Annotated in this window: 19 protein-coding genes; 3 read left to right on the top strand and 16 right to left on the bottom strand. The window is 70.8% G+C overall.

Going from position 1 to position 22,951, the window contains the following annotated elements; genetic code table 11:
- Window positions 1–4: 4 nt before the first annotated feature.
- The 11 genes from G6N16_RS11950 to G6N16_RS11900 form a co-directional block, all read right to left on the bottom strand.
- A complete protein-coding gene (locus G6N16_RS11950) occupies window positions 5–1,231 on the bottom strand; it encodes a phosphoglycerate kinase (protein WP_163787861.1) in 1,227 nt (408 codons plus the stop codon).
- A 4-nt stretch (window positions 1,232–1,235) separates the two neighbouring features.
- Window positions 1,236–2,255, bottom strand: a complete 1,020-nt coding sequence (gap, locus tag G6N16_RS11945; protein WP_083033253.1) for a type I glyceraldehyde-3-phosphate dehydrogenase — start codon at window positions 2,253–2,255, stop codon at window positions 1,236–1,238.
- Between the two features lie 204 nt (window positions 2,256–2,459).
- A complete protein-coding gene (locus tag G6N16_RS11940; protein WP_083033251.1) occupies window positions 2,460–5,234 on the bottom strand; it encodes a sensor domain-containing protein in 2,775 nt (924 codons plus the stop codon).
- Window positions 5,235–5,301: 67 nt separating this feature from the next.
- Entirely contained in the window at window positions 5,302–6,279 is a 978-nt protein-coding gene (whiA, locus tag G6N16_RS11935; protein WP_110810957.1) for a DNA-binding protein WhiA, read from the bottom strand.
- Entirely contained in the window at window positions 6,276–7,322 is a 1,047-nt protein-coding gene (locus tag G6N16_RS11930; protein WP_083033263.1) for a gluconeogenesis factor YvcK family protein, read from the bottom strand. Before G6N16_RS11930 ends, whiA begins: the two co-directional genes overlap by 4 nt.
- A 64-nt stretch (window positions 7,323–7,386) precedes the next feature.
- Entirely contained in the window at window positions 7,387–8,295 is a 909-nt protein-coding gene (rapZ, locus tag G6N16_RS11925; protein WP_083033249.1) for an RNase adapter RapZ, read from the bottom strand.
- Complete coding sequence (gene uvrC / locus G6N16_RS11920; protein ID WP_083033248.1) at window positions 8,288–10,354, bottom strand: excinuclease ABC subunit UvrC; 2,067 nt, start codon at window positions 10,352–10,354, stop codon at window positions 8,288–8,290. The genes rapZ and uvrC overlap by 8 nt, the downstream gene beginning before the upstream one ends.
- Before the next feature lie 572 nt (window positions 10,355–10,926).
- Window positions 10,927–11,379, bottom strand: coding sequence for a PH domain-containing protein (locus G6N16_RS11915; RefSeq protein WP_083033247.1), 453 nt, complete (start codon window positions 11,377–11,379; stop codon window positions 10,927–10,929).
- Entirely contained in the window at window positions 11,376–11,855 is a 480-nt protein-coding gene (ribH, locus tag G6N16_RS11910; RefSeq protein WP_083033246.1) for a 6,7-dimethyl-8-ribityllumazine synthase, read from the bottom strand. The genes G6N16_RS11915 and ribH overlap by 4 nt, the downstream gene beginning before the upstream one ends.
- Complete coding sequence (locus tag G6N16_RS11905; RefSeq protein WP_083033244.1) at window positions 11,852–13,174, bottom strand: bifunctional 3,4-dihydroxy-2-butanone-4-phosphate synthase/GTP cyclohydrolase II; 1,323 nt, start codon at window positions 13,172–13,174, stop codon at window positions 11,852–11,854. The genes ribH and G6N16_RS11905 overlap by 4 nt, the downstream gene beginning before the upstream one ends.
- A gap of 112 nt (window positions 13,175–13,286) precedes the next feature.
- Complete coding sequence (locus tag G6N16_RS11900; RefSeq protein WP_083033261.1) at window positions 13,287–13,904, bottom strand: riboflavin synthase; 618 nt, start codon at window positions 13,902–13,904, stop codon at window positions 13,287–13,289.
- Window positions 13,905–13,990: 86 nt separating this feature from the next.
- On the opposite strand from G6N16_RS11900, the gene G6N16_RS11895 reads away from it, so the two are divergent.
- Both G6N16_RS11895 and G6N16_RS11890 read left to right on the top strand, forming a co-directional pair.
- Window positions 13,991–14,668: an LppX_LprAFG lipoprotein gene (locus tag G6N16_RS11895; RefSeq protein WP_456152501.1), complete on the top strand. Its 678-nt coding sequence runs from the start codon at window positions 13,991–13,993 to the stop codon at window positions 14,666–14,668.
- Window positions 14,669–14,671: 3 nt separating this feature from the next.
- Complete coding sequence (locus tag G6N16_RS11890; protein WP_110810955.1) at window positions 14,672–16,324, top strand: MFS transporter; 1,653 nt, start codon at window positions 14,672–14,674, stop codon at window positions 16,322–16,324.
- Here the strand turns inward: G6N16_RS11890 and ribD are convergent.
- Window positions 16,305–17,309: a bifunctional diaminohydroxyphosphoribosylaminopyrimidine deaminase/5-amino-6-(5-phosphoribosylamino)uracil reductase RibD gene (gene ribD, locus G6N16_RS11885; protein ID WP_083033260.1), complete on the bottom strand. Its 1,005-nt coding sequence runs from the start codon at window positions 17,307–17,309 to the stop codon at window positions 16,305–16,307. The genes G6N16_RS11890 and ribD overlap by 20 nt on opposite strands.
- 16 nt (window positions 17,310–17,325) lie before the next feature.
- Window positions 17,326–17,991: a ribulose-phosphate 3-epimerase gene (gene rpe, locus G6N16_RS11880; protein ID WP_083033243.1), complete on the bottom strand. Its 666-nt coding sequence runs from the start codon at window positions 17,989–17,991 to the stop codon at window positions 17,326–17,328.
- A 189-nt stretch (window positions 17,992–18,180) separates the two neighbouring features.
- On the opposite strand from rpe, the gene G6N16_RS11875 reads away from it, so the two are divergent.
- Window positions 18,181–18,564, top strand: a complete 384-nt coding sequence (locus G6N16_RS11875; protein WP_083033241.1) for a hypothetical protein — start codon at window positions 18,181–18,183, stop codon at window positions 18,562–18,564.
- Between the two features lie 7 nt (window positions 18,565–18,571).
- On the opposite strand, the gene G6N16_RS11870 is transcribed toward G6N16_RS11875, so the two are convergent.
- Genes G6N16_RS11870 through G6N16_RS11860 form a run of 3 tightly spaced genes read right to left on the bottom strand, consistent with a single transcriptional unit; the run spans window position 18,572 to window position 22,942 of the window.
- The gene (locus G6N16_RS11870) at window positions 18,572–20,188 is read right to left on the bottom strand and encodes an RsmB/NOP family class I SAM-dependent RNA methyltransferase (protein WP_234806009.1); all 1,617 of its coding nucleotides are present in this window, start codon (window positions 20,186–20,188) and stop codon (window positions 18,572–18,574) included.
- Entirely contained in the window at window positions 20,185–21,108 is a 924-nt protein-coding gene (fmt, locus tag G6N16_RS11865; protein ID WP_083033256.1) for a methionyl-tRNA formyltransferase, read from the bottom strand. Before fmt ends, G6N16_RS11870 begins: the two co-directional genes overlap by 4 nt.
- Window positions 21,109–21,142: 34 nt before the next feature.
- A complete protein-coding gene (locus G6N16_RS11860) occupies window positions 21,143–22,942 on the bottom strand; it encodes a DUF2207 domain-containing protein (protein ID WP_163787970.1) in 1,800 nt (599 codons plus the stop codon).
- Window positions 22,943–22,951: the final 9 nt, after the last annotated feature.

The raw sequence follows: 22,951 nt of genomic DNA, 5'->3' as shown, positions 1-22,951 counted from the left end.
GCTCCTAGGTTTCCAATACGGCGATGCCGGGGAGTTCCTTGCCCTCCAGATACTCCAACGACGCACCGCCGCCGGTGGAGATATGGCTGAATCCGTCCTCGGGCAGGCCCAGGGTGCGCACCGCGGCGGCCGAATCGCCGCCGCCGACGACGCTGAAGCCGCCCTTCTGGGTGGCACCGATGATCGCTTCGGCCACCCCGCGGGTGCCGGCGGCGAACGCCGGGAACTCGAACACGCCCATCGGGCCGTTCCAGAAGATGGTCTTGGCGTTGGACAGCAGCGCGCTGAACCGCTTCACCGACTCCGGCCCGATGTCCAGGCCCATCTGGTCGACCGGAATGGCGTCGGCGGCCACCGTGGTCGGCGGCGCGTCGGCGGAGAACGACGGTGCCACCACGATGTCGACGGGCAGGTGGATGACGTCGCCGTACTCCTCCAGCAACCGCCGGCAGGTCTCGACCATCTCCTCCTGACACAGCGAGGTACCCACCGAAAACCCTTGCGCGGCAAGGAAGGTGAAGCACATGCCGCCGCCGATGATGAGGCTGTCGGCCTTGGTGGCCAGGTTCTCGATCACCGCGAGCTTGTCGGACACCTTGGAACCGCCGAGCACGACGGCGTACGGCCGCTCGCCGGCCTCAGTCAGCCGGCGCAGCACCGCCACCTCGGCGGCCACCAGGGTGCCCGCGTAGTGCGGCAGCAGTTTGGCCACGTCGTAGACCGAAGCCTGCTCGCGGTGCACCACCCCGAAGCCGTCGGAGACGAACGCGGCCTGCGGCCCGCCGGGGGTGTCGACCAACTCGACGAGTTCGGCGGCCAGCGCGGCCCGCTCCGCGGGATCCTTGCTGGTCTCCCGCGGATCGAACCGGATGTTCTCCAGCAGCAGGACGTCGCCGTCGGTCAGACCCTCGGCGCGGGCCAGCGCATCGGTGCCGACCACGTCACCGGCCAGCTGCACGTGCCGGCCGAGCCGCTCCCCCAGCTCGCGGGCCACCGGGGCCAGCGAGAACGCCGGCTCGGGCGCACCCTTGGGGCGGCCCAGATGAGCGGTCACCACGACCTTGGCGCCGGCGTCGGCCAGCGCCGACAGGGTCGGCAGCGACGCGATGATGCGGCCCGGGTCGGTGATGTTCCCGTCGCCGTCGAGGGGAACGTTGAGGTCGCAGCGCACCAGCACGCCACGACCGGCAACGCCCTCGGCAAGCAGGTCGTCGAGAGTCTGCACCGTCATGGTTCTACAGCGACTTGCCGACCAGGGCGATCAGGTCGACGAGACGGTTGGAGTAGCCCCACTCGTTGTCGTACCAGGACACCGTCTTGGCCTGGTTGCCCAGCACCTTGGTCAGGCCCGCGTCGAAGATCGAGCTGTGCGGGTCGGTGACGATGTCGGACGAGACGATCGGCGCGTCGTAGTACTTGAGGATGCCCTTCATCGGGCCCTCGGCGGCGGCCTTCATGGCGGCGTTGATCTCTTCGGCGGTGGCCGTCTTCTTCAGTTCGGCCGTCAGGTCGGTGCAGGAGCCGGTGGGGATCGGCACCCGCAGGGCGTAGCCGTCGAGCTTGCCCTTGAGCTCGGGCAGCACCAGGCCGATGGCCTTGGCGGCACCGGTCGAGGTCGGCACGATGTTGATCGCGGCGGCCCGCGCCCGGCGCAGGTCCTTGTGCGGGGCGTCCTGCAGGTTCTGGTCCTGGGTGTAGGCGTGCACCGTGGTCATCAGGCCCTGGACGATGCCGAACTCGTCGTTGAGGACCTTGGCGAACGGGCCGAGGCAGTTGGTGGTGCAGGAGGCGTTGGAGATGATGTTCTGGCTGCCGTCGTACTTGTCGTCATTGACGCCCATCACGATGGTGATGTCCTCGTCGCTGGCCGGCGCGGAGATGATGACCTTCTTGGCGCCGGCGTCGAGGTGGCCCTGCGCCTTGGCGCGGGCGGTGAAGATGCCGGTGGATTCGACGACGACGTCGACGCCGAGGTCGCCCCAGGGCAGTGCGGCCGGGCCTTCCTTGACCTCCAGCGCCTTGATCTTGTGGTCGCCGACCACGATGGTGTCGCCGTCGACGCTCACGTCGTAGGGCAGCCGGCCCAGGATCGAGTCGAACTTCAGCAGGTGCGCCAGGGTGGCGTTGTCGGTCAGGTCGTTGACCGCAACGATCTCGATGTCGGTGTTCTTGCCTTCGGCCTTCTGCGCGTCGAGGGCGCGGAAGAAGTTGCGTCCGATGCGGCCGAAGCCGTTCACGCCTACCCGGATGGTCACAGCTGTCTCCTCGTTGGATCCACGAATACGGGATGAGTGATGTACCCGTGCGCCAGCCTAGTGGTCCGACGCCCTCCCGGTGCGGTTGGGCCGGATCCGGTCGGTGACAGACGGACCAACATCGGGTGACCGGCCGGGGCGACAGGCCGCCGCGACGTGAATCCGGGTGCGGCTCAGGCCCCTTCGCGCAGGTCGGGGCCGGGGTTACCCCGGCGGCAGCGCCGCGAAGGCCGGGTCGATCCGGATGGTCGGGACCACCGCGGCGATCCAGCGCCGGGCCCGGGTCACCGGGTGGTCGGGGAACTCCGCGTCGAAACGGGCGTCGTCGGCCACCGAGTACGGCAGCCGCGACGTGAAGTCCGGCGCGTACGGGTGCGGCGGGTACATCGCGTCCGGCCCGACCCGGGTTCCGATGATCACGTCCCGGACACCACTGTCGGAACCCTCCGGGAAGATCCCGTTGAGCTGCACCCACCTCCCGGCGCGCGGGAGGACCACGCTCGCCATGTACACCACGCCGCGCGGTTTACCCGGGTTGGGCGCCTTGAGCAGCTGTACCAGCGCAGGCAGCCCGTCGACCTCGGTCACGTCGGCGGACACGACGCAGCCCTCGCGCCCGATCCCGGTAGTCGCCCAGCGGCGCAGCTCCGGCAGCTGGTCCAGCGGCGCGCCGGTGGCCTCCCCGCTGAACTCGCCGATCCGGAAATCGTCGCCGGTGCGCGGGTCGACCCAGCTGTCGGGTTCGCGGACCAGCCCGGTGGTGTCGAAGGCCAACGGCCCATGGTCGAACGCCGGGGCGGGCGCAGCCGGGGCTGGAGCCGGCGGGGCCGAGGCGGGAGCCGGCCCGGTGGGCACTCCGACGGCGATCGTCGCCGCAAGATCCCCGGCGCCCTTCGGGCTGCTCCAGCGGCCCGATGCGTGCACCTCGACCAGCACATTGCCCGCTTGCCGGATCGCCCGCTGCACGCTCCACCCGCCGGTGTCGCGCTGGGTCCGGTTGATGGACAGCGCACCACCCCCGTCAGAGGCCGGCGCCTCGAAAAGGGCCGAGTACTCCCACACGGCCCCAACGTTGTCGATGTTGGTGGTGATCACCCGGCCGGCCGCGCGCTGCCAGTCCGCCCGCTGCGCATTCAGCGCCGCCGTCGCGGCTTCTTCGCTCAGGAATACCAGGACCGCCTGGAATACCGTGCAGGCGCTCTCCGGGGACGTCTGACCGGTCAGCTTCTGTGGGCGCACCGCCAGCCAACCGGTGCCCCGGTAAACACCGGCCTGCGCCAACGCGTACGGGCTCAACGGCTCGCCCTCGGGCAGCAGGGACGTGTCGTCGTAGAGCACCGTCGCGGTGGTCTCGGACTCCAACCGTTGCGCGCCGACGATCCCGGCGACTCGCTGCGGCGACAGCAGCAGCGCCTCGGCCGCCGCCACGGTCACCGGGGTGGGCTGCGGGTCGGGCACCGGAAGGCCGGGTGCTGACGGCGCGGCTCCGGGCGCGGCCGCCGCGATGACGGCGGCCAGGTCGACGGCCTGGGTGGCCGGGGCGAACCGGCCCGACAGCTGGATGTCGATGACGACGCGGCCGCTGACGGTCATCGCGCGCTGGGTCGCCCAGCCGTCGCCGCCCTCCTCGAAACGGCTGATCGCCAGCAGGGCGCCGGTGTAGACCAGCGGTCCGTAGGTGTTGCGCACCAGCAGGTCGCTGCTGTTGGTCCAGGAAATCATCTTCCCCGCCAGCCCGGACCACTGCTGCTTCTGGCCGGCCAGCACCGCGGCGGCAGCCTCGGCGCTGGGCATCACGACGACGGCCTGGTCGAGATAGACCCGCGGCGCGTCGTCGGACTCGTTCTGCAGGGTGTGGTTGCGGACCGCCATCCAGCCGGTGTCGTCGAACACCCCTCGCTGGGCCAGCGCGAAGGCCCCCACGCAACCGTCCTCGCCGACGTTTCCGGAGTCGTCGTACAGCGCGGTCCGGGTCGCGGTGCGAGTCAGGCCGGCCGTGCCGATGATCTCGGCAACCCGGGCGGGCGACGGCAGCAGGGCTTCAAGCTCCGCCGTCGATCTCGGCGGCAGGTCGGTGGCACGAACCGATATCACCGGTTCACCGTCACCGATCGCGTGGGCGGCGGCCGCGAGCAGGTCGGCGGCCGGGCCGGGCTGCTCCCAGTAACCGTAGATCTGGGCGGCGACGATCGCGTTGCCGCGCCGGGTCACCGTGTGCTGGGAGGTCCAGCCGTCTCCGTTTTCCTGCGCCCGATACACCGACAGTGTGTCCGCGGCGTCGAGCGCCGAACCGAAGGTGTACCGGTAGGACGCGTCACCCGCGCGGTCGGTGACCGTCAGGCCCGAGGCGCTGCGCCAGCGCACCTGCATGTCGGCGAACACCTGCTCGGCGATCTTGACCGAGGAATAGAGGATGACGGCCTGGTAGGCAATCCGCCGCGCCGACCCGTCGACCTCGTCCCGCAACTGCAGAATCTGCACCGCTTTCAGGCCGGCGCGCTGGTAATCGGTGGTCTGCGCGACACTGAAAGGCCCCGCCAGATCCGGCCGGTCCAGCGTCGGGGCGTTGTTGAACAGCGCCGTATACGTTTTGACCGACGCGGTCTCCGGGATGCCGGTGATCCGGCCCACCGCCCCGGGAGTCAGCACCACCTTGTCGCCGGGCTGCACCAGCTTCCGGTCCCGGATGGCGATCACCAGCATTGCGCCACCGCCGAGCAGCATCAGGGCACCGAGGCCCATCATGAACAGACCGGAGGTGTGGTCACTCTTCTTGACCTGGTCGTAGTCCCGTCGACCGGATTTGGTGCCGACGCACTCGTCACCGCGCTTCATGGTCTTCCCACCGCAGGTGGGCGGGCCGTCGCTGTTGGCCGAGTTCACACCGAAGGCGAACAAGCCGACGCCGACGACGGCGATGGCCAGGGCCCACAGGACCGCCTTGATGAAGGACGCCGGGACGGCTGAACGAGAAGTCACCAGCAAACTCTAACCACCGGCCGGGTGGCCGACGCGCGGCAATTTCGCCGCGTCGGCCGAACGGCCCTCAGGCGTCTTCGAGCAGGTCAGGGGTGACGGCGGACTCGGTGTCGGGGATGCCGTCCTGCTTGGCCTTACGGTCGGCCATCGACAGCAGCCGCCGGATCCGGCCGGCGACGGCGTCCTTGGTCATCGGCGGATCGGCCAACCGGCCGAGCTCCTCCAGGGACGCCTGGCGGTGGGCGACGCGCAGCGCACCGGCGGCCGCCAGATGGTCGGGCACCCCGTCGCCGAGGATCGCCAGCGCCCTCTCGACCCGGGCCGCGGCGGCGACCGCCGCGCGCGCCGAGCGGCGCAGGTTGGCGTCGTCGAAGTTGGCCAGCCGGTTCGCCGTCGCCCGCACCTCGCGGCGCATCCGGCGCTCCTCCCAGCTCAGCCGGGTGTCCTGGGCGCCCATCCGGGTCAGCAGCACGCCGATCGCCTCACCGTCGCGCACCACCACCCGGTCCACACCGCGGACCTCGCGAGCCTTGGCCGACACCCCGAGCCGCCGGGCGGCGCCGACCAGCGCCAGGGCCGCCTCCGGCCCCGGGCAGCTGACCTCCAGCGCCGAGGACCGGCCCGGTTCGGTGAGCGACCCGTGCGCCAGGAAAGCACCGCGCCAGGCCGCCTCGGCGTCGGCGACGGTCCCGCCGACGACCTGGGCGGGCAGTCCGCGCACCGGCCGGCCGCGCAGGTCCAGCAGCCCGGTCTGGCGGGCCAGCGCTTCCCCGTCCTTGGCGACGCGCACCACGTAGCGGGTGCTCTTGCGGATGCCGCTGGGACTCAGCACGTGCACGACGGCGTTGTAGCCGTACAGCTCGAAGATGTCCTTGCGCAGCCGTCGGGCGATGACGCCCTGATCGACCTCGGCCTCCACGACCACGCGACCGGCAACGATGTGCAGGCCGCCGGCAAACCGCAACAGCGCCGCCACCTCGGCGCGGCGTGCGCTGACCGAGTTGACGACCAGCCTGCTCAGCTCGTCCTTGACCTCCGCCGTCATCGCCACGGCTCGTCCCCTCTTTTCTGCATAATCCCCTCGGCAGCCAGCGGCGCAGTCGCCGCGACCGGTCTGACCTCACTCCCCCGTGTCAACACTCCTTCGAGTGCCGAGGCCAACTTCGCCGGGTCATGTAATGGTGTACCAGGTCGGGAAACGTCGGCAAACACCACGTTTGCCGAAAGCACCTCGGCGCTGCGCCGCAGCTGGTCTCTCTCCCGCTCGCCGGGCACCCGGGCGGCGTCGACGATGATCTCGTGCACGGTGAAATCCGGGGCGTGCTGGGCCAGCACGTGCAGGTGGCGTTCGGCGCTGAAACCGGCCGTCTCCCCGGCCTCGTCGGCGAGGTTGAGCACCAGCGCACACCGCGCGGGCGTCGAGCGCAGCGCCGAGAGCAGACCCGGGACCAGCACGTGCGGGATGACACTGGAGAACCACGAGCCCGGGCCGAGAACCACCAGGTCGGCGGCCATGATCGCGTCGACGGCCTGCGGGGTGGCCGGCGCGTGCCCGGGATGCAGCCGGACCCGTCGCACCTGCCCGGGGGTGGTGGCGACGGCGACCTGGCCGCGGATCACCCGGCTCATCCGCGGGTCGGATTCCAGGCCGGTGACGTCGGCTTCGATCTGCAGCCCGATCGGACACATGGGCAGCACCCGGCCGCGCAGGCCCAGCACCCGGCCCAGTTCGTCGAGTGCGGCGACCGGGTCGTGCAGCACCTCGTCGAGCCCGGCCAGCAGGAGGTTGCCGATGGGGTGGCCGGCCAGCGCGCCGCTGCCGCCGAACCGGTGCTGGATGATGGTCGCCCAGAGGCGCCCCTGCGGGCTGTCGGACGCCAGCGCGGCCAGCGCCATCCGCAGGTCCCCGGGGGGCACGATGTCCAGTTCGGCGCGCAGCCGGCCGGACGATCCGCCGTCGTCGGCGACGGTGACGACCGCCGTCACGTAGGGAGTGAGCCGCCGCGCCGCCGACAGCGTCGCGTACAGCCCGTGCCCACCACCGAGGGCGACGATGCGGGGGGTGCTGGTGGTTGTTCGGGTGATCATCTCGCCTTCCACCCGCGCTCCGGTCCTCGCTGCGCTGCGGTCCTCCCTGCGATCCTCACGCGGGTCATTCGCGCCCCAGATCCCGGTGCAGCACTCGCACCGACAACCCCGGGGACGACGAGAGGCGGCCGGCCAGCGCCTCGGCGATCGCGACGCTGCGGTGTTTGCCGCCGGTGCAGCCGACTCCGATGGTCACGTACCGCTTGCCCTCACGCCGGTAGCCGTCGATGACCAGCGACAGCAGTGTCTCGTAGGTGTCGAGGAACCGCGGGGCCTCGGACTGGCCCAGCACGTAGTCGCGGACGTCCGGGTGCTGCCCGGTGTGCGGGCGCAGTTCGTCCACCCAGTGCGGGTTGGGCAGAAATCGCACGTCGGCGATCATGTCGGCGTCCATCGGCAGCCCGTATTTGAAGCCGAAGGATTCGACCGTGACGGCGGTGGTCCCGACGGTCTCGGCGCCGAACGCCTCCTCGATGGTCTCCCGCAGGGCCCGCACCGGCAGCGTCGAGGTGTCGATCACCAGATCGGCGGCCGCGCGCACCGGGGCCAGCATCCGGCGCTCGGCGGCGATGCCCTCGGCCAGCGTCAGCCCGGCTCGCATCGGATGGGCGCGCCGGTTGTTCTCGTAGCGGCGCACCAGCACGTCGTCGGCGGCGTCGAGGAACAGCACCCGCGGGTGAATGCCGCGGGTGGCCAGCTCGCTGCGCACCGAGTCCAGGTCCCCGGTGAAGCCGCGGGAGCGGGCGTCCATCACCACGGCCAGCTTGGTGATCCGCGAGCCGGCGGCCAGGCCCAGGTCGACCATCCGGGCGATCAGATCGGGCGGCAGGTTGTCGGCGACGTACCAGTCCAGGTCTTCCAGGACCTTGGCGGCGGTGCCCCGGCCGGCGCCGGACAGGCCGGTGACCAGAACGACGTCGATGGGCGGGCCGGATACCGGCGCACCGTCCGCGTCGCGGGGTGGTTCAGTCATTGCCGTCCTCGCGGGTCTTCTGGTCGCGGTTCTCCTCGCCCGGCACCCCGAGTGCGGCCAGGACGGCGGTGGCCGTCGCCACGCCGATTCCGGGCACCACGGTGATCTCCTCGACCGTAGCGTGTTTGAGCCGGGCCACCGACCCGAAATGGGCAACCAGCGCGGCCCGGCGGCGCTCTCCGAGCCCCGGCACCGCGTCGAGCGCCGACGCGGTCATCCGCTTGGAGCGCTTGCTGCGGTGGAAGGCGATGGCGAACCGGTGCGCCTCGTCGCGGACCCGCTGCAGCAGGTAGAGGCCCTCGCTGTTGCGGGGCAGGATCACCGGGTCCGGTGCGGTGCCGTCCAGGTTGGGCAGCCACACCTCCTCGAGTCGTTTCGCCAGCCCGATCACCGCGACATCGGTGATGCCCAGCTCGGCCATCACCGCGGCGGCGGCGTTGACCTGGGGGGCGCCGCCGTCGACGACGAACAGGTTCGGCGGGTAGGCGAATCTCCTGGTCCGGCCTTCCGCGACGTAGTCCGCGCCGGTGGTGGCCTGCGCGTCGGTGGCCGCCTGCGCGTCGGTGGCCGCGGTATCGGAGGCGTGCCGGGCGAACCGGCGTCGGGTGACCTCGGCGATAGAGGCGACGTCGTCGGAGCGTCCGTCGCCGGCGGCCTCCCGGATGGCGTAGTGCCGGTAGTCGGACTTGCGCGGCAGGCCGTCCTCGAACACCACCAGCGATGCCACCACGTCGGTTCCCTGGACGTGGCTGATGTCGATGCACTCGATGCGCAGCGGGGCGTCGTCGAGCTCCAGTGTGTCCTGGATGCTCTGCAGGGCAGCGGATCTGGCGTTGAAGTCACCGGCGCGACGCAGCTTGTGCTGGGCCAGCGCCTCGGCCGCGTTGCGGGCGACGGTCTCGGCCAGGGCCTTCTTGTCGCCGCGCTGGGCCACCCGCAGGTTGACCCGGGACCCGCGCAGCCCGGACAGCCACTGGGCCAGCTGGTCGGCGTCCGGGGGCAGCACCGGCACCAGCACCTCCCGCGGCACCGGGTTGGTGGCGTCGTCGCCGGTCGCCCCGCCGCCGTCGGCCGCAGCCCCCAGATCGGCCTGGTCACCGTAGAACTGGGTGAGGAACTGGGCGACCAGGCGCTGCTCGCCGGTGGTTCCGCTGGCCGGGTCGTCCTCGGTTTCGGGGTCGCTGGTGGTTTCCACCACCCAGCCGCGCTGGCCGCGGACCCGGCCGCCGCGCACGTGGAACACCTGGACGGCGGCCTCCAGTTCGTCGGCGGCGAACGCGACGACGTCGGCGTCGGTCCCGTCGCCGAGGACGACGGCCTGTTTCTCCATGGCGCGGCGCACCGCCGACAGGTCGTCGCGCAGCCGGGCGGCCCGCTCGAAGTCGAGTTCCTCGGCGGCCTCGGTCATCTGGCGTTCCAGCTCCTTGGCGAACCGGTCGGTCCGCCCGGACAGGAAGTCGCAGAAGTCGTCGACGATCTGGCGGTGCTCGTCGGCGCTGACCCGGCCCACACACGGCGCCGAGCACTTGTCGATGTAGCCGAGCAGGCACGGACGGTCGATCTGCCGGTGGCGTTTGAACACGCCGTTGGAGCAGGTGCGCGCGGGGAAAACGCGGGTGAGCAGGTCGACGGTCTCCCGGATGGCCCAGGCGTGCGCGTAGGGCCCGAAGTAGCGCACCCCCTTGCGGCGGGGGCCGCGGTAGACGAACAGCCGGGGGTATTCCTCGCCGACGGTGACCGCCAGCACCGGATAGGACTTGTCGTCGCGGTAGCGGACGTTGAACCGCGGGTCGAACTCCTTGATCCAGTTGTATTCCAGCTGCAGGGCCTCGACCTCGGTGCCCACCACCGTCCACTCGACCTTGGCGGCGGTGGTCACCATCTGGCGGGTGCGCGGGTGCAGGCCGGACAGGTCGGCGAAGTACGACGTCAGCCGGCTGCGCAGGTTCTTGGCCTTGCCGACGTAGATGACCCGGCCGTGGACATCGGAGAACCGGTACACACCGGGCTCGGTGGGAATGCTGCCCGGTGCCGGACGGTAACTGGCGGGATCGGGCACGGGTTCAACCTTACTGATCCGCCCCGACGGGTTCGACGAGCGAGGAAGAGGCCCGGGAGCGATAGAAACGAAGTGCCCGCGCGGCAGACATCGGCGGTCGGGAGCGGCGAGTGCGGGTGAACCGACGCCCGGAGACCAGGATTTGGCGCGCCGCTGCCGCTTGCGGGTAGCTAACTGGTCATTCAACGGGGGTGTTGGTGCCCACCGACCAGTTAGGTACCGCCGGCCCGGCAAAAGCCCAGGTCGGAAATACACGAGCGGTACGCAAGTGGTCCGTCGACCGTCGTCGCGGTGTCGAAAGACCAGTTGCGCACACCAAACGCCGCAGATCGCGACTGGGTCCTGTTACGAAAGTAGCTGGTGTTGTTTGTGGGGGTATCGGTGTGTGGCCGGGAGCGCGTCGGGCCGATTGTTGAGCGTCGACAGTGCGCTAAGCGCGTTCGGGAGTGCGGTGAGCGTGGTTTAGGGCGTCGACGGTGCGCTGGGCCGTGGTTTGCGGATCGGCAGTGCAGTGAGCTCGCCCGAAAGCCCCGATTCGGGCGAAAACGCCACGCTCAGTGCACTCCCGACGGTCAGCCCTGGTACTTGGCGACCAGCCGGCGGACTTCGTCCATGGCGGCGACGGCGCGTTCCTTGTCGTGGGTCTGGATGGCCAGCACCGGGACGTACTCGTCGTCGTCGAGGTCGACCCGGGCCCAGCGGGCACCGACCGGGAAGCTGATGCCGCGCACCTGCGACCACGGGATGACCTTCTCGCCCAGGGTGTTTCGCACCGCCACCCCGGCCGGGCCGATGCGCAACCGGGGCCGGGTCAAAAGCAGCGCCAAACCGGCGAACACCATACCCAGCACGACGAAGGACACCTGGTCGGAGAACCGGAAGTACACCCCGGTGTTCTTGATGGTCAGCAGTGCCGCGATCCCCACGTGCACGGCAAGCAGCAGCACCGCGACGATGACGGCGACGATCGGGGTGACGCGAGCCCGGAAGGTAGCGTCCCAGGAGGAGGTGTCGGTGGCGCTCACCGTAGGGCACGCAGTTCTCGCAGGGTGGCCGCGGTGCTCAGCGCCGCCGCGGCGGCCTGGCCGCCCTTGTCCTCGGCGGAATCCGGCAGGCCGGCACGATCCAGCGCCTGTTCTTCGGTGTTGCAGGTCAGCACACCGTTGGCGACCGGGGTGGCTTCGTCCAGCGACACCCGAGTCAGCCCGGCGGTGACGGCATCGCACACGTACTCGAAATGCGGTGTGCCACCGCGGATCACCACGCCGAGCGCGACGACGGCGTCATGGCTGCGGGCCAGTTCCTGTGCCACCACCGGCAGTTCGATGGCGCCCATCACCCGCACCACCGTAGGCTCCTCAACGCCGAGCACCGCGGCGGTGCGCCGGGCGCCGTCGAGCAGGGCGGTGCAGATCTCGTCGTGCCAGGTGCTGGCGACCAGAGCCAGCGTCAGTCCCGATGCGTCGATGTCGGGCAGGTCCGGAATCCCGTACCCGCTCACGAGTTACCGGTCTCCGGCTGCGCGCCCGGGTTGTGCCGCTCGCCGAGCAGGTACACCGCCTCGTCGTAGCCGTCCATCGTGGTGGATTCGTGGAAGTCGTCCAGGCCGCTGAGGTCGTGGCCCATCCGGTCACGCTTGGTCATCAGGTAGCGGATGTTCTCGGCGTTGGCCCGCACCGGCAGCGGCACCCGCTCGGTGATGTGCAGGCCGTAGCCGTCCAGGCCAACCCGCTTGGCCGGATTGTTGGTCAGCAACCGCATCGACTTGATACCGAGGTCGACGAGGATCTGCGCGCCGATGCCGTAGTCGCGGGCATCGGCGGGCAGGCCGAGCTCCAGGTTGGCGTCGACGGTATCGGCGCCGGCGTCCTGCAGCTGATAGGCCTGCAGCTTGTGCATCAGGCCGATGCCACGGCCCTCGTGCCCGCGCATGTAGAGCACCACGCCGCGGCCCTCCTTGGCCACCATCGCCATCGCCGCGTCCAACTGCGGGCCGCAGTCGCAGCGCCGCGAGCCGAACACGTCGCCGGTCAGGCACTCCGAGTGCACCCGGACCAGCACGTCCTCCCCGTTGTCGGCGGACACGTCGCCGCGGACCAGGGCGACGTGCTCGACGTCCTCGTACATGCTGGAGTAGCCGACGGCGCGGAAGTCACCGTGCCGGGTGGGGATGCGGGCCTCGGCGATGCGCTCGATGTGGCGTTCGTGCTTGCGCCGCCACTGGATCAAGTCGGCGATGGAGATCAGCGCCAGGTCGTGGTCGTCGGCGAACACCCGCAGCTCGTCGGTCAGGGCCATCGAGCCCTCGTCCTTCTGGCTGACGATCTCGCAGATCGCGCCCGCGGGCTGCAGCCCGGCCAGCCGGGCCAGGTCGACGGCGGCCTCGGTGTGCCCGGGCCGGCGCAGCACGCCGCCGTCCTTGGCACGCAGCGGCACCACGTGGCCGGGCTTGCTGAAGTCGCCGGCCTCGGCCTGAGGGTCGGCCAGCAGCCTCATGGTGGTGGCCCGATCGGCCGCCGAAATCCCGGTCCCCACACCTTTTCTCGCGTCGACGGTGACGGTGTAGGCGGTGCCGTGCTTGTCCTGGTTGACCGCGTACATGGGCAGCAGGCCGAGCCGGTCGCAGATGTCGCCGTCCAGCGGCACGCACAGGTAGCCCGAGGTGTAGCGGACCATGAACGCCACCAGTTCCGGGGTGGCCTTCTCGGCCGCGAAGATCAGGTCACCCTCGTTCTCCCGGTCCTCGTCGTCGATGACGACGACGGCCTTGCCGGCCGCGATGTCGGCGACAGCCCGTTCAACGGTGTCCAGCCTGGTCATCTTTCCTGCCACCTTGCCGGTTCCTACGCTGGAACCCTCGACGCTCTGGCGCGCTGCGTGCGGCATCACCGCGCGAAACGCTCACCAAGTATGAACCACCGAGACCAGGGGGTTACTCCCCCGGCTGCTCCCGGGCGGCCAGCAACCGCTCGACGTATTTGGCGAGCACGTCGACCTCCAGGTTGACCCGGGTTCCGACAACGGCCGCACCGAGGGTCGTCGCCGCCAGCGTGGTCGGGATCAGCGACACCTCGAACCAGTCGCCGTCGGCGTCGCGGCCCAGGCCCGACACCGTCAGCGAGGTCCCGTCGACCGTGATGGAACCCTTCTCCACCAGGTATTTCGCCAGTTCGGCCGGCAGCGCGAAACGCACCACCTCCCAGTGCTGCGACGGGGTCCGGGCGATCACCGTGCCGGTGCCGTCGACGTGCCCCTGCACGATGTGCCCGCCGAGGCGGCTGTTGACGGCGGCCGCGCGTTCCAGGTTGACCGGCGACCCGAGACCCAGTCCGCCCAGACTGGACCGGGCCAGCGTCTCGGCCATCACGTCGGCGGAGAACGTCCCGTCGGCGACGTCCACGACCGTCAGGCACACGCCGTTGACGGCGATCGAATCGCCGTGGCCGGCGTCGGCGGTCACCAGCGGACCGCGGATGACGAATCGGGCCGCATCGGCGAATTCCTGCACCTCGACGACCTCGCCGAGCTCCTCGACTATTCCGGTGAACACGCCCACAGGGTAAACGGCGCCCCGGCAATTCCGCGCAAGCCACTACCATGCAGGGCATGCAGACGCGACGCCGTACGACCGCCCTGATGTCCTCGCTGGTTGCCGCCGGCACCGTAGTAGCCCTGATGGCCGGCTGCGCACCGAGCAAGAAGGACTCGCTGCCCGACGGCGCCGCGCTGGTGAGCTCATCGGCCGCGACCACCAAGAACGTGACCAGTGCGCATATCGAGATCGAGATCACCGGCACCATCGAGGAAATGCCGGTGCAGAAGCTCTCGGGTGACCTGACCACCGTGCCGGCCACCGCCGCGCAGGGCACGGTTGACGTGTCGATGTTCGGCCAGACGGCCAAGGACGTGCCGTTCGTCGTCGCCGACGGATTGCTCTACGCCAAGATCACCGGCGACAAGTACTCCGAAGTCGGCGAGGCCAAGAAGTACTACGACCCGTCGGTCATCCTCGATCCGAACGAGGGTCTGGCCAACCTGCTGACCAACTTCTCCGACGCGAAGTCGGAGAAGACCGAGAAGCTCAACGGCACCGTCGACACCGTCAAGGTCAGCGGCAAGGTCAGCGCCGACGCGGCGAACAAGCTGCTGCCGCAGCTCAACGCCACCGCGCCGATCGACAGCACCGTGTGGATCTCTCCCGACGGCGACCACAACCTGGTCCGGGCCAAGATCTCCCCGAACGCCAACACGTCGGTGCAGGTGACCCTGTCGAACTGGAACAAGCCGGTGACCGTCACCAAACCGGCGCAGTAACCGATGCGCTCCGGTTCCAGCCGCTACGTCGCCATCGGCGCCGGCGGCCTGGCCGTCCTGCTCGGGGCCATCGACACCTACGTCGTGGTCACGATCATGGAAGACATCATGCGCGATGTCGGCATCGGCGTGAATCAGATCCAGCGGGTCACCCCAATCATCACCGGCTATCTGCTGTTCTACGTCGCCGCGATGCCGCTGCTGGGCCGCACCTCCGACCGGTTCGGCCGCAAGACGGTGCTGCAGCTGGGCCTGGTGTTCTTCGCCATCGGCTCGGTGATCACCGCGGCGTCGGCCAGCCTGGGCAAGGCGCTGGCCGGTGACCTGGACTATCTGGATCTGGAGATGTTCGGCCGGGTGCTGCCGATCGGCACCACCTTGAGCGACATGTCCGGGATTCTGACCCCGCTGAACATCCTGATCTTCGGCCGCGTGGTGCAGGGTGCGGCGTCCGGCGCGCTGCTGCCGGTGACCCTGGCGCTGGCGGCGGACCTGTGGCCGGCGCGGGATCGCACCAAGATCCTCGGCGGGATCGGCGCCGCCCAGGAGCTGGGCAGCGTGCTCGGTCCGCTGTGGGGCATCGCGGTGGTCGCCATGCTGCACACCTGGAAAGACGTCTTCTGGATCAACGTGCCGCTCACCCTGCTGGCGATGGCGCTGATCCACATCAGCCTGCCCGGCCATGACCGGGCCACCACCAAGACCGAGAAGGTCGACGTGGTCGGCGGTCTGCTGCTGGCCGTCGCGCTCGGCCTGGCGGTGCTCGGCCTGTACAACCCCAACCCGGACGGCAAGCAGATCCTGCCCGACTGGGGTGTGCCGATGGTGATCGGCGCGGCCGTCGCCGCGGTGTTGTTCCTGCTGTGGGAATGGCAGGCAAAGACCCGGTTGATCGACCCGCGCAATATGCGGGTCCTGCCGTTCCTGGCGGCGATGGCGGCCTCGGCCTGTACCGGTGCGGCGCTGATGGTCACCCTGGTCAATGTCGAACTGTTCGGCCGCGGCGTGGCCGGGCTCAGCCAGAGCGACGCCGCCCTCGCGCTGATGTGGTTCCTGGTCGCCCTGCCGATCGGCGCCGTCGTCGGCGGCTTCCTCGCCGAGCGGTTCGGCGACCGGATGGTGGTCATCCCCGGGATGCTGATCGCGTCGTTCGGCTACCTGTTGATCTCCCACTGGGACGTCGACGTGATGACCGAGCACCACCAGCTCGGGCCGATCGCGCTGCCGAAGTTCGATACCGACCTGATCATCGCCGGGGTCGGCCTGGGCCTGGTCATCGCGCCACTGACGTCTGCCGCACTGCGGGTGGTGCCCAAGGCCCAGCACGGGATCGCCTCGTCGCTGGTGGTGGTGGCCCGGATGGTCGGCATGCTGGTCGGCGTCGCCGCCCTGTCCGCCTGGGGCCTGTACCGGTTCCACCAGATCATGTCGGCCGCCAACCCCTCGCTGGCCGAGATCGGTGCGGTGTCCCGGCGTGCCTTCGCCCAGCAGTACGGCGAGATCTTCGGGGCCACCGCGGTCATCTGTCTGATGGGCGCGGCGTTGGGTGCGCTGATCGCGGGCCGCAACGTCAATGTCGACGGGGACGAGGACGACGACGCCCCGGAGAACGGCGACGCCGCAGTCGAGGTATCCGCTACTCCGGAATCAAACTGACCAGCAGGTCCGGGCCGACGCGCTCGACCTGGTCGTAGCGCCAGCGGCTGGCGTCGCCGATGGTGGCGACGCCGACCGAGTCGAGCACGGTCACCGGGCCGCCGAGCAGCATGGGCGCCAGGTAGCCGAGGATCCGGTCGACCAGCCCCGCGCGCAGGAACGCCCCGGCCAGGGTGGGGCCGCCTTCGAGGATGACGTCGGTACGGTCGCCCAGGGCCCGCAGCACCTCCTCGGGGTCGTGAGTGCGGATCACCATGGTGGACGCATCGTCGTTGAGTACCCTTGCGTCGCCGGGAATTTCGCGATGCCCGACGACGACGCGCAGCGGCTGGCGAGTCACCTCGGTGCCGTCGGCGGGGCGGGCGGTCAACGTCGGATCGTCGGAGAAGACAGTGCCGGTGCCGACGATGATGGCCTCGGCGGCAGCGCGACGGCGGTGCACGTCGGCGCGGGCGGCGGGACTGGTGATCCACTGGCTGGTGCCGTCGGCGGCCGCGCTGCGCCCGTCGATACTGGCGGCGAACTTCCAGGTCAGGTGCGGCCGGCCGGTGTGCTGGCGGTGCAGCCATTCCCGCAGCGGACCGCCGGCGGCCTCGTCGGCGAGCAGGCCGCCGGTGACGGTGAGCCCGGCCGCGGCCAGTGCCTCGGCTCCCCCGGCGGCTTCCGGGTTGGGGTCGGCGACGGCGTAGGCCACATTGGTGATCCCGGCGGCCAGCAGTGCGTCGACGCACGGCGGCGTGCGGCCGTGGTGGTTGCACGGTTCGAGGGTGACGACGGCGGTTCCGCCCGTGGCCCGGCCGCCGGCTCGGCGCAGCGCGACGATCTCGGCGTGCGCGCCGCCGACGGGCTGGGTGGCGCCGACCCCGGCGATCTGCCCGTCGGCATCGAGGATGACCGCGCCGACCGGCGGGTTCGGGTAGGTGCTGCCCTTGACCTTCTCGGACTGCGCGATCGCCGCCCGCATGGCCTCCTGCAGTCCGGTCATCGGCATCGCGCTGGACTCACAGACTCAAATGTGGAGAGGCGGCGGCGGCCTGTTCCCGGAGTTTGACGATCGCCGCGGCAGGGTCGGCGGCGCTGTAGACGGCCGAGCCGGCGACGAAGCAGTCGACCCCGGCCTCGGCGGCGGCTTCGATGGTGTCGGCGTTGATGCCGCCGTCGATCTCCACCAGGATCGACAGCTCACCGGAGTCGACCAGTTTGCGGATGGTGGCGACCTTGGAGAGCACCTCGGGGATGAATTTCTGGCCGCCGAATCCGGGTTCGACCGACATCACCAGCAGGGTGTCGAAGTCGCGCAGCAGTTCCAGGTAGGGATCCAGCGGGGTGCCGGGCTTGATCGCCAGTCCGGCCTTGCCGCCGGCGGCGCGGATGTCGCGGGCCACGGCCGCCGGGTCCTCGGCCGCCTCGACGTGGAAGGTGACGTTGTGCGCGCCGGCCTCGGCGTAGCCCGGGGCCCAGCGGCCGGGGTCGGTGATCATCAGGTGGCAGTCCATCGGGACTTTTGCCACCTTGAGCAGGCTCTCCACCACCACCGGGCCCATGGTGAGGTTGGGCACGAAGTGGTTGTCCATCACGTCGACGTGCAGCCAGTCGGCGTTGTCGACGGCGGCGACCTCGTCGGCCAGGTGGGCGAAGTCGGCGGTCAGAATCGACGGCGCGATCATGGGCTGGGCGGGAGTGCGTGACACCCTGAACAGGGTACTTGGGCTCCCCGCAACGACGGTCAGCGGAGACACCTGTCCGCGTTAACGTTCTGCCAAGGATTTGCGATCTACGGACCAAGGCGCACGGGCGGCGGCAATCGAACCACCATGCCGCCCGAACGAAACTGCCTGCAACGAAGGAGCGTTTACATGATCAAGAGGGCTTTGCTCGCCGGAGCCACCGCGCTCACCGCAGCGACCACGCTGAGCCTGGCCCCGACCGCGGCGGCGGATCCCGACCCGTTCATCCCCAACGGCGACGCGGGCTGGTGCCCCGGTGGCAACTTTCACGAACAGATCGGCGGCGGAAGCCGCTATTGCATGGGCGAGGCATACCCCGACGGATCGCACTACGGGCAGCAGTGGGCGCGCGCCCAGCCAAAGAACCCGTTCTCCTACCGGTGGGCGCCGAGCGCCACCTGCTACTTCCTCAACGAGGGCCTGACCCAGGCCAGGCGCCCCTTCAACTCCGACGGCAGCGGCGGGGAGCTTCCGCAGTGCGGCGGCGGGCCGCGCGTGATCGAACTCGGGTAGCCCGCGGCTACTTCTTGCGCAGCGCGGCGGCGAACATGGCGTCGGTGCCGTGGTGGTGCGGCCACAGTTGCACGGCTGGACCGGCGCCGAGGTCTTCCACTGGCTCGAACAGCTCCCGGGCGTCGAGCAACTCCACCGGGTGGCGCCGGACGGCGTCGGCGATGACTCCGGCGGTTTCGGCCAGGTGCGGTGAGCAGGTGGAGTACAGCACCACCCCGCCGGGGCGCACCAGGGCGATCGCCGCGGCCAGCAGTTCGCGCTGCAGCTTGGTCAGTACCGGGACATCCGCGGGCTGACGTCGCCAGCGGGCCTCGGGGCGGCGGCGCAGCGCGCCCAGACCGGTACACGGGGCGTCGACCAGCACCCGGTCGAAACCCGGTGCACCCTCGCCGAGCCCGGTGGCGCCAAGGATCTCCTCGACATCGCGGCCGTCGACGCACAGCACGGTGACGTCGAGGCCGGCGGTGTTCTGCTCGACCAGCTCGGCGCGACGCTGCGCCGGCTCGACGGCCGTCACGGTCGCGCCCACGCCCTTGCCGATCGCGGCGAGCAGTGCGGTCTTGCCGCCGGGCCCGGCGCACAGGTCCAGCCAGCGGCCACCGTCGGGCCCCTCCAGCGGGGCCCGGGTCAGCGCCTGGGCCACCAGTTGGCTGCCCTCGTCCTGCACCAGCGCCGCACCCTCGCGGACCGCGGCGATCTGGCCGGGATCACCGCCGGGCAGGTACACCGCGTACGGCGAGTAGCGGCCGACGGTGCCGCCGGTCTGTTCGGCCAGTTCGGCGGCGGTCAGTACGCCGGGCCGGGCGGCCAGATGCACCTGGGGGCGGGCGTCGTCGGCCGCCAGCACCGCGGGCAGCTCGGCCGCGTCGGCACCGAGGGCGTCGGCGAAGGACTGGGCGATCCAGCGGGGGTGGGCGTGGGCGAAGGCGAGGTTGCCGATCGGGTCGGTGGCCCGGTCCGGGGCCAGCTCGGCGACCCAGCCGTCAAGGTCCCGCGTGGAGATCTTGCGCAGCACCGCGTTGACGAAACCGCCCCGGACGGAATCGAATTCGTTCTTGGCGGCGCTGACGGTGGTGTCCAGCGCGGCGTGCGGCTCGACCCGGGTCCGCAGCAGCTGGTAGGCGCCGAGGCGCAGCAGGTCCAGCAGGATCGGGTCGATATCGGCGACCGGGCGGTTGGCGGTGGCGGCGATGATGTCGTCGAGCTGACCGCGGGTGCGGCAGGTGCCGTAGGTCAGTTCGGTGGCGAATGCGGCGTCGCGGCCGGTGATTCCGCGTTCGGCCAGCAGCGCCGGCAGGGCCAGGTTGGCGTAGGCGTCGCGCTCGGTGACCGCCCGCAGCGTGTCGAACGCGGCCCGTCGCGCCGGGTCGAGCGGCGAGTTGCCGCGCCGCCGTTCGCCTCGGGCGTCTGGCTTCCCCTCGCGCGGCGAGTCGCCGTGAAGAGCCCGGCGCGCATCGGCATCGGCCGGGTCGAGCGGCTGACGCCGGGGATCCGTCCGCGGCCGGTCGTTTCGCGGCCGATCGCCACGCTGCCGGTCACCTCGCTGCCGGTCATTGTGGGACCGGTCGGTGCGTGGCCGGCGGGGGCCGTTGCCTCGCTGGTTCATGTTGTCCCGCTGGTTCATCGGGCCACCGCTTCGTCGAGGCGGGCGCCGCGGGCCCAGTCGGCCGCGGCCATCGGCTTCTTACCCGGTGGCTGCACCACACCCAATTGCACGGGCGCCGAACCGGTTCCAACCAGTACCCGGTTGCGTTCGACGCGAATGACACCGGGCGGCAACGACTCCGCATCGACCGGGGACACCGGGCCCACCTTGATCCGCAGGTCGCCGATCATGGTCCAGGCTCCCGGGCTGGGCGTGACGGCGCGGATGTTCCGGTTGACGGCCTGGGCGGGCTCGGTCCAGCGCACCCGGGCGGCCTCGACGGTGATCTTCGGGGCCAGGCTGATCCCGTCGGTGGGTTGCGGCACGGCGGTCAGGGCGCCATCGGCGATGCCGTCCAGGGTGGCCTCCAGCAGGCCGGCGCCGGATTCGGCGAGCCGGTCCAGCAGGCCCCCGGCGGTGTCGGTGTCCCGGATGGTTTCGGTGACCACGCCGTAGACCGGGCCGGAGTCCAGGGCCGGTTCGATGGCGAATGTCGTTGCGCCGGTGACGGTGTCACCCGCGGCGATGGCCGCCTGCACGGGGGCGGCGCCACGCCAGGCTGGCAGCAGCGAGAAATGCAGGTTCACCCAGCCATGGCCGGGTACGGCCAGCAGTTCGGATCCCAGCAGCGCACCGTAGGCGACGACCGGGCAGCAGTCCGGGGCCAGCGCGGCGAGTTCGGCAACGAACTCGCCCGCGTTGGGGCGGGCCGGTTTGAGGACCGGGATACCGGCCTCCTCGGCCAGGTTCGCCACCGGTGACGGGGCGGGTTTGCCGCGGCGGCCCGCGGCGGCATCCGGGCGGGTGAGCACGGCGATCACCTCGTGGCGAGGCGAGGCGATGAGGCGGCGCAACGCCGGCAGGGCGGGCGCGGGGGTGCCGGCGAATACAAGACGCACGCCGATCAGTTTATGGGCCGCGCTCGGCAGCTCATCACCAGGAGCCTCCGCCGCCACCACCACCGCCGCCTCCACCACCTCCGCCTCCGTCGGAAGAGCCCCCGCTGCTCGACGACGACGTCTGGGAGGCGGTGTAGGCGCTGATCGACGACGACAGGGCCGAGGAGAAGCTGTCGGTGAACCCGGAGGCAAACGCTGCGGCATTCCCGCCGCTGCCGTGCACCCAGCTCGGGGTGGGAGGCGTTTCGCCGGTCTCCTGCCGGTACTTGGCGGCCCAGGCCGCCGCGACTCCCCCGGCCACGGCGAACGGCAGGTAGGCGGTGTAGAGGTCGTTGCGGGCGCTGAAATCGAAGCGGGCCGGCGCCGAGTCGGTGGCCAGCATCCGGTGGAACCCCTCGGCCGTCGACCACACGCGCCGTCCCTCGGCGGTGCGCCGGGTGCCCACGCCCGGCAGCCATCCCGGCGCCGAGGCGTAGAAGAACGCCCCGAACGGCAGCACCCACATGGTGGGCGCGCCCAACCACCGAATCGAGGCCAGCACCAGCAGAATCAGCGCCACGACGTTGGCCACCCGCACCAGCCACTCGGATCGCCGCGGAACCAGCAAGCCGGCGTCCCGCGCCCATTTGCGCACCGCCGAGTCCAGTGTGTTGCCGGCGGCGCGGAGTTTCTCGCCGGCCTTCGCGGTGCCGTTGGCGCTGAACTTTCCGCCAGGCTGGTCGAGGTTGAGCGCGCCGGCTACCGCGCGGCCGACCGGATCGATGCTCGCGAAGGGTGCGCCGGGGACCGTCGTGACCTTCCAGTCGTCGGCGGAACGACGGGTCAGGGACACCACGCCGCGTTCGGCCAGGTGCAGCAGCGTCGCGGCCAACGCACCGGGAGGAACCGATTCGGTGCGCAGGTATTCGCACTGCACCGGGCCCAACCCGGGCGGCGGGGCGTACTGCAGCGGGAAACCAGGGGCGGGTTCCCGGGTGGCCCGAACGGCTGCCACCCCGATCACCGCGGCGGCCAGGGTCAATCCGAGCACCACCTGCACCCCGGCGACCGAGGTGCCCAGGATCGCGTCCCAGCGCTGGCCCCAGGGCAGGACCAGCCGCTCAGGTGTCGGCACGTCGACGCCGGCGCGGACGGTCACCGGGGTGTGCGGGCGCAGGGCGGTCGCCTCGACGGTCAGGGTGTGGCCGGTGATGCTCAGGTCGTCGCAGGCGCGGCCGAGGCCGAGCCCCACCGAGCATTGCGCGCCGGTGATCTCGCCGGGCAGGGTGACGGTGATGCTCGCGTGGTCGATGCGGTTGTTCCAGGCGGGCGCGACGACGTTCCAGTAGAACGCGGTGGCCGTGGGCGCGGTGTCGCCGGTCCCGGAGGCGAACCGCCGGTCCGCGCCGGTGTCGCCCGGGTCGAGTACACCCGGGATGCGATAGCGCAGCTGGTAGACGTGCAGGCCGGGGGTCAGCACGATGTCCGGGTCGCCGATCTTGGCGACCAGCAGACGCTCGCCGGTGCGGGTGCTCAGCTCGGTGCGGGCGGGATCTCCGTCGACGGTGACGGAGTCCAGGATGGGTCGCTGCCGCACGCCGGGTTCGTTGGGATTGGTGGTGTCCCAGAAACGGAACAGGCCGTGACGGCCGGGCGGGAAGTACCCGGTGACGGTTTCGGTGGCGGCCATGGTGCCGTCGGCGCCCACCTGGAAGTCGGCCTGCAGTTCGGTGATGACCACCGGGTCGTCTTCGGCGACGGCGCCGGCGGAGTCGGTGCCACCGGCCAGCAGGGGCCATAGCACGGCGATGGCCAGCAGACCGAGGGCCAGCGCCCAGCGCAATACCCGGGCCAGGATGCGCAG

The sequence above is a fragment of the Mycolicibacterium insubricum genome (assembly GCF_010731615.1).
Lineage (GTDB): Bacteria > Actinomycetota > Actinomycetes > Mycobacteriales > Mycobacteriaceae > Mycobacterium > Mycobacterium insubricum.
This window is presented reverse-complemented; position numbering and strand designations above follow the sequence as displayed.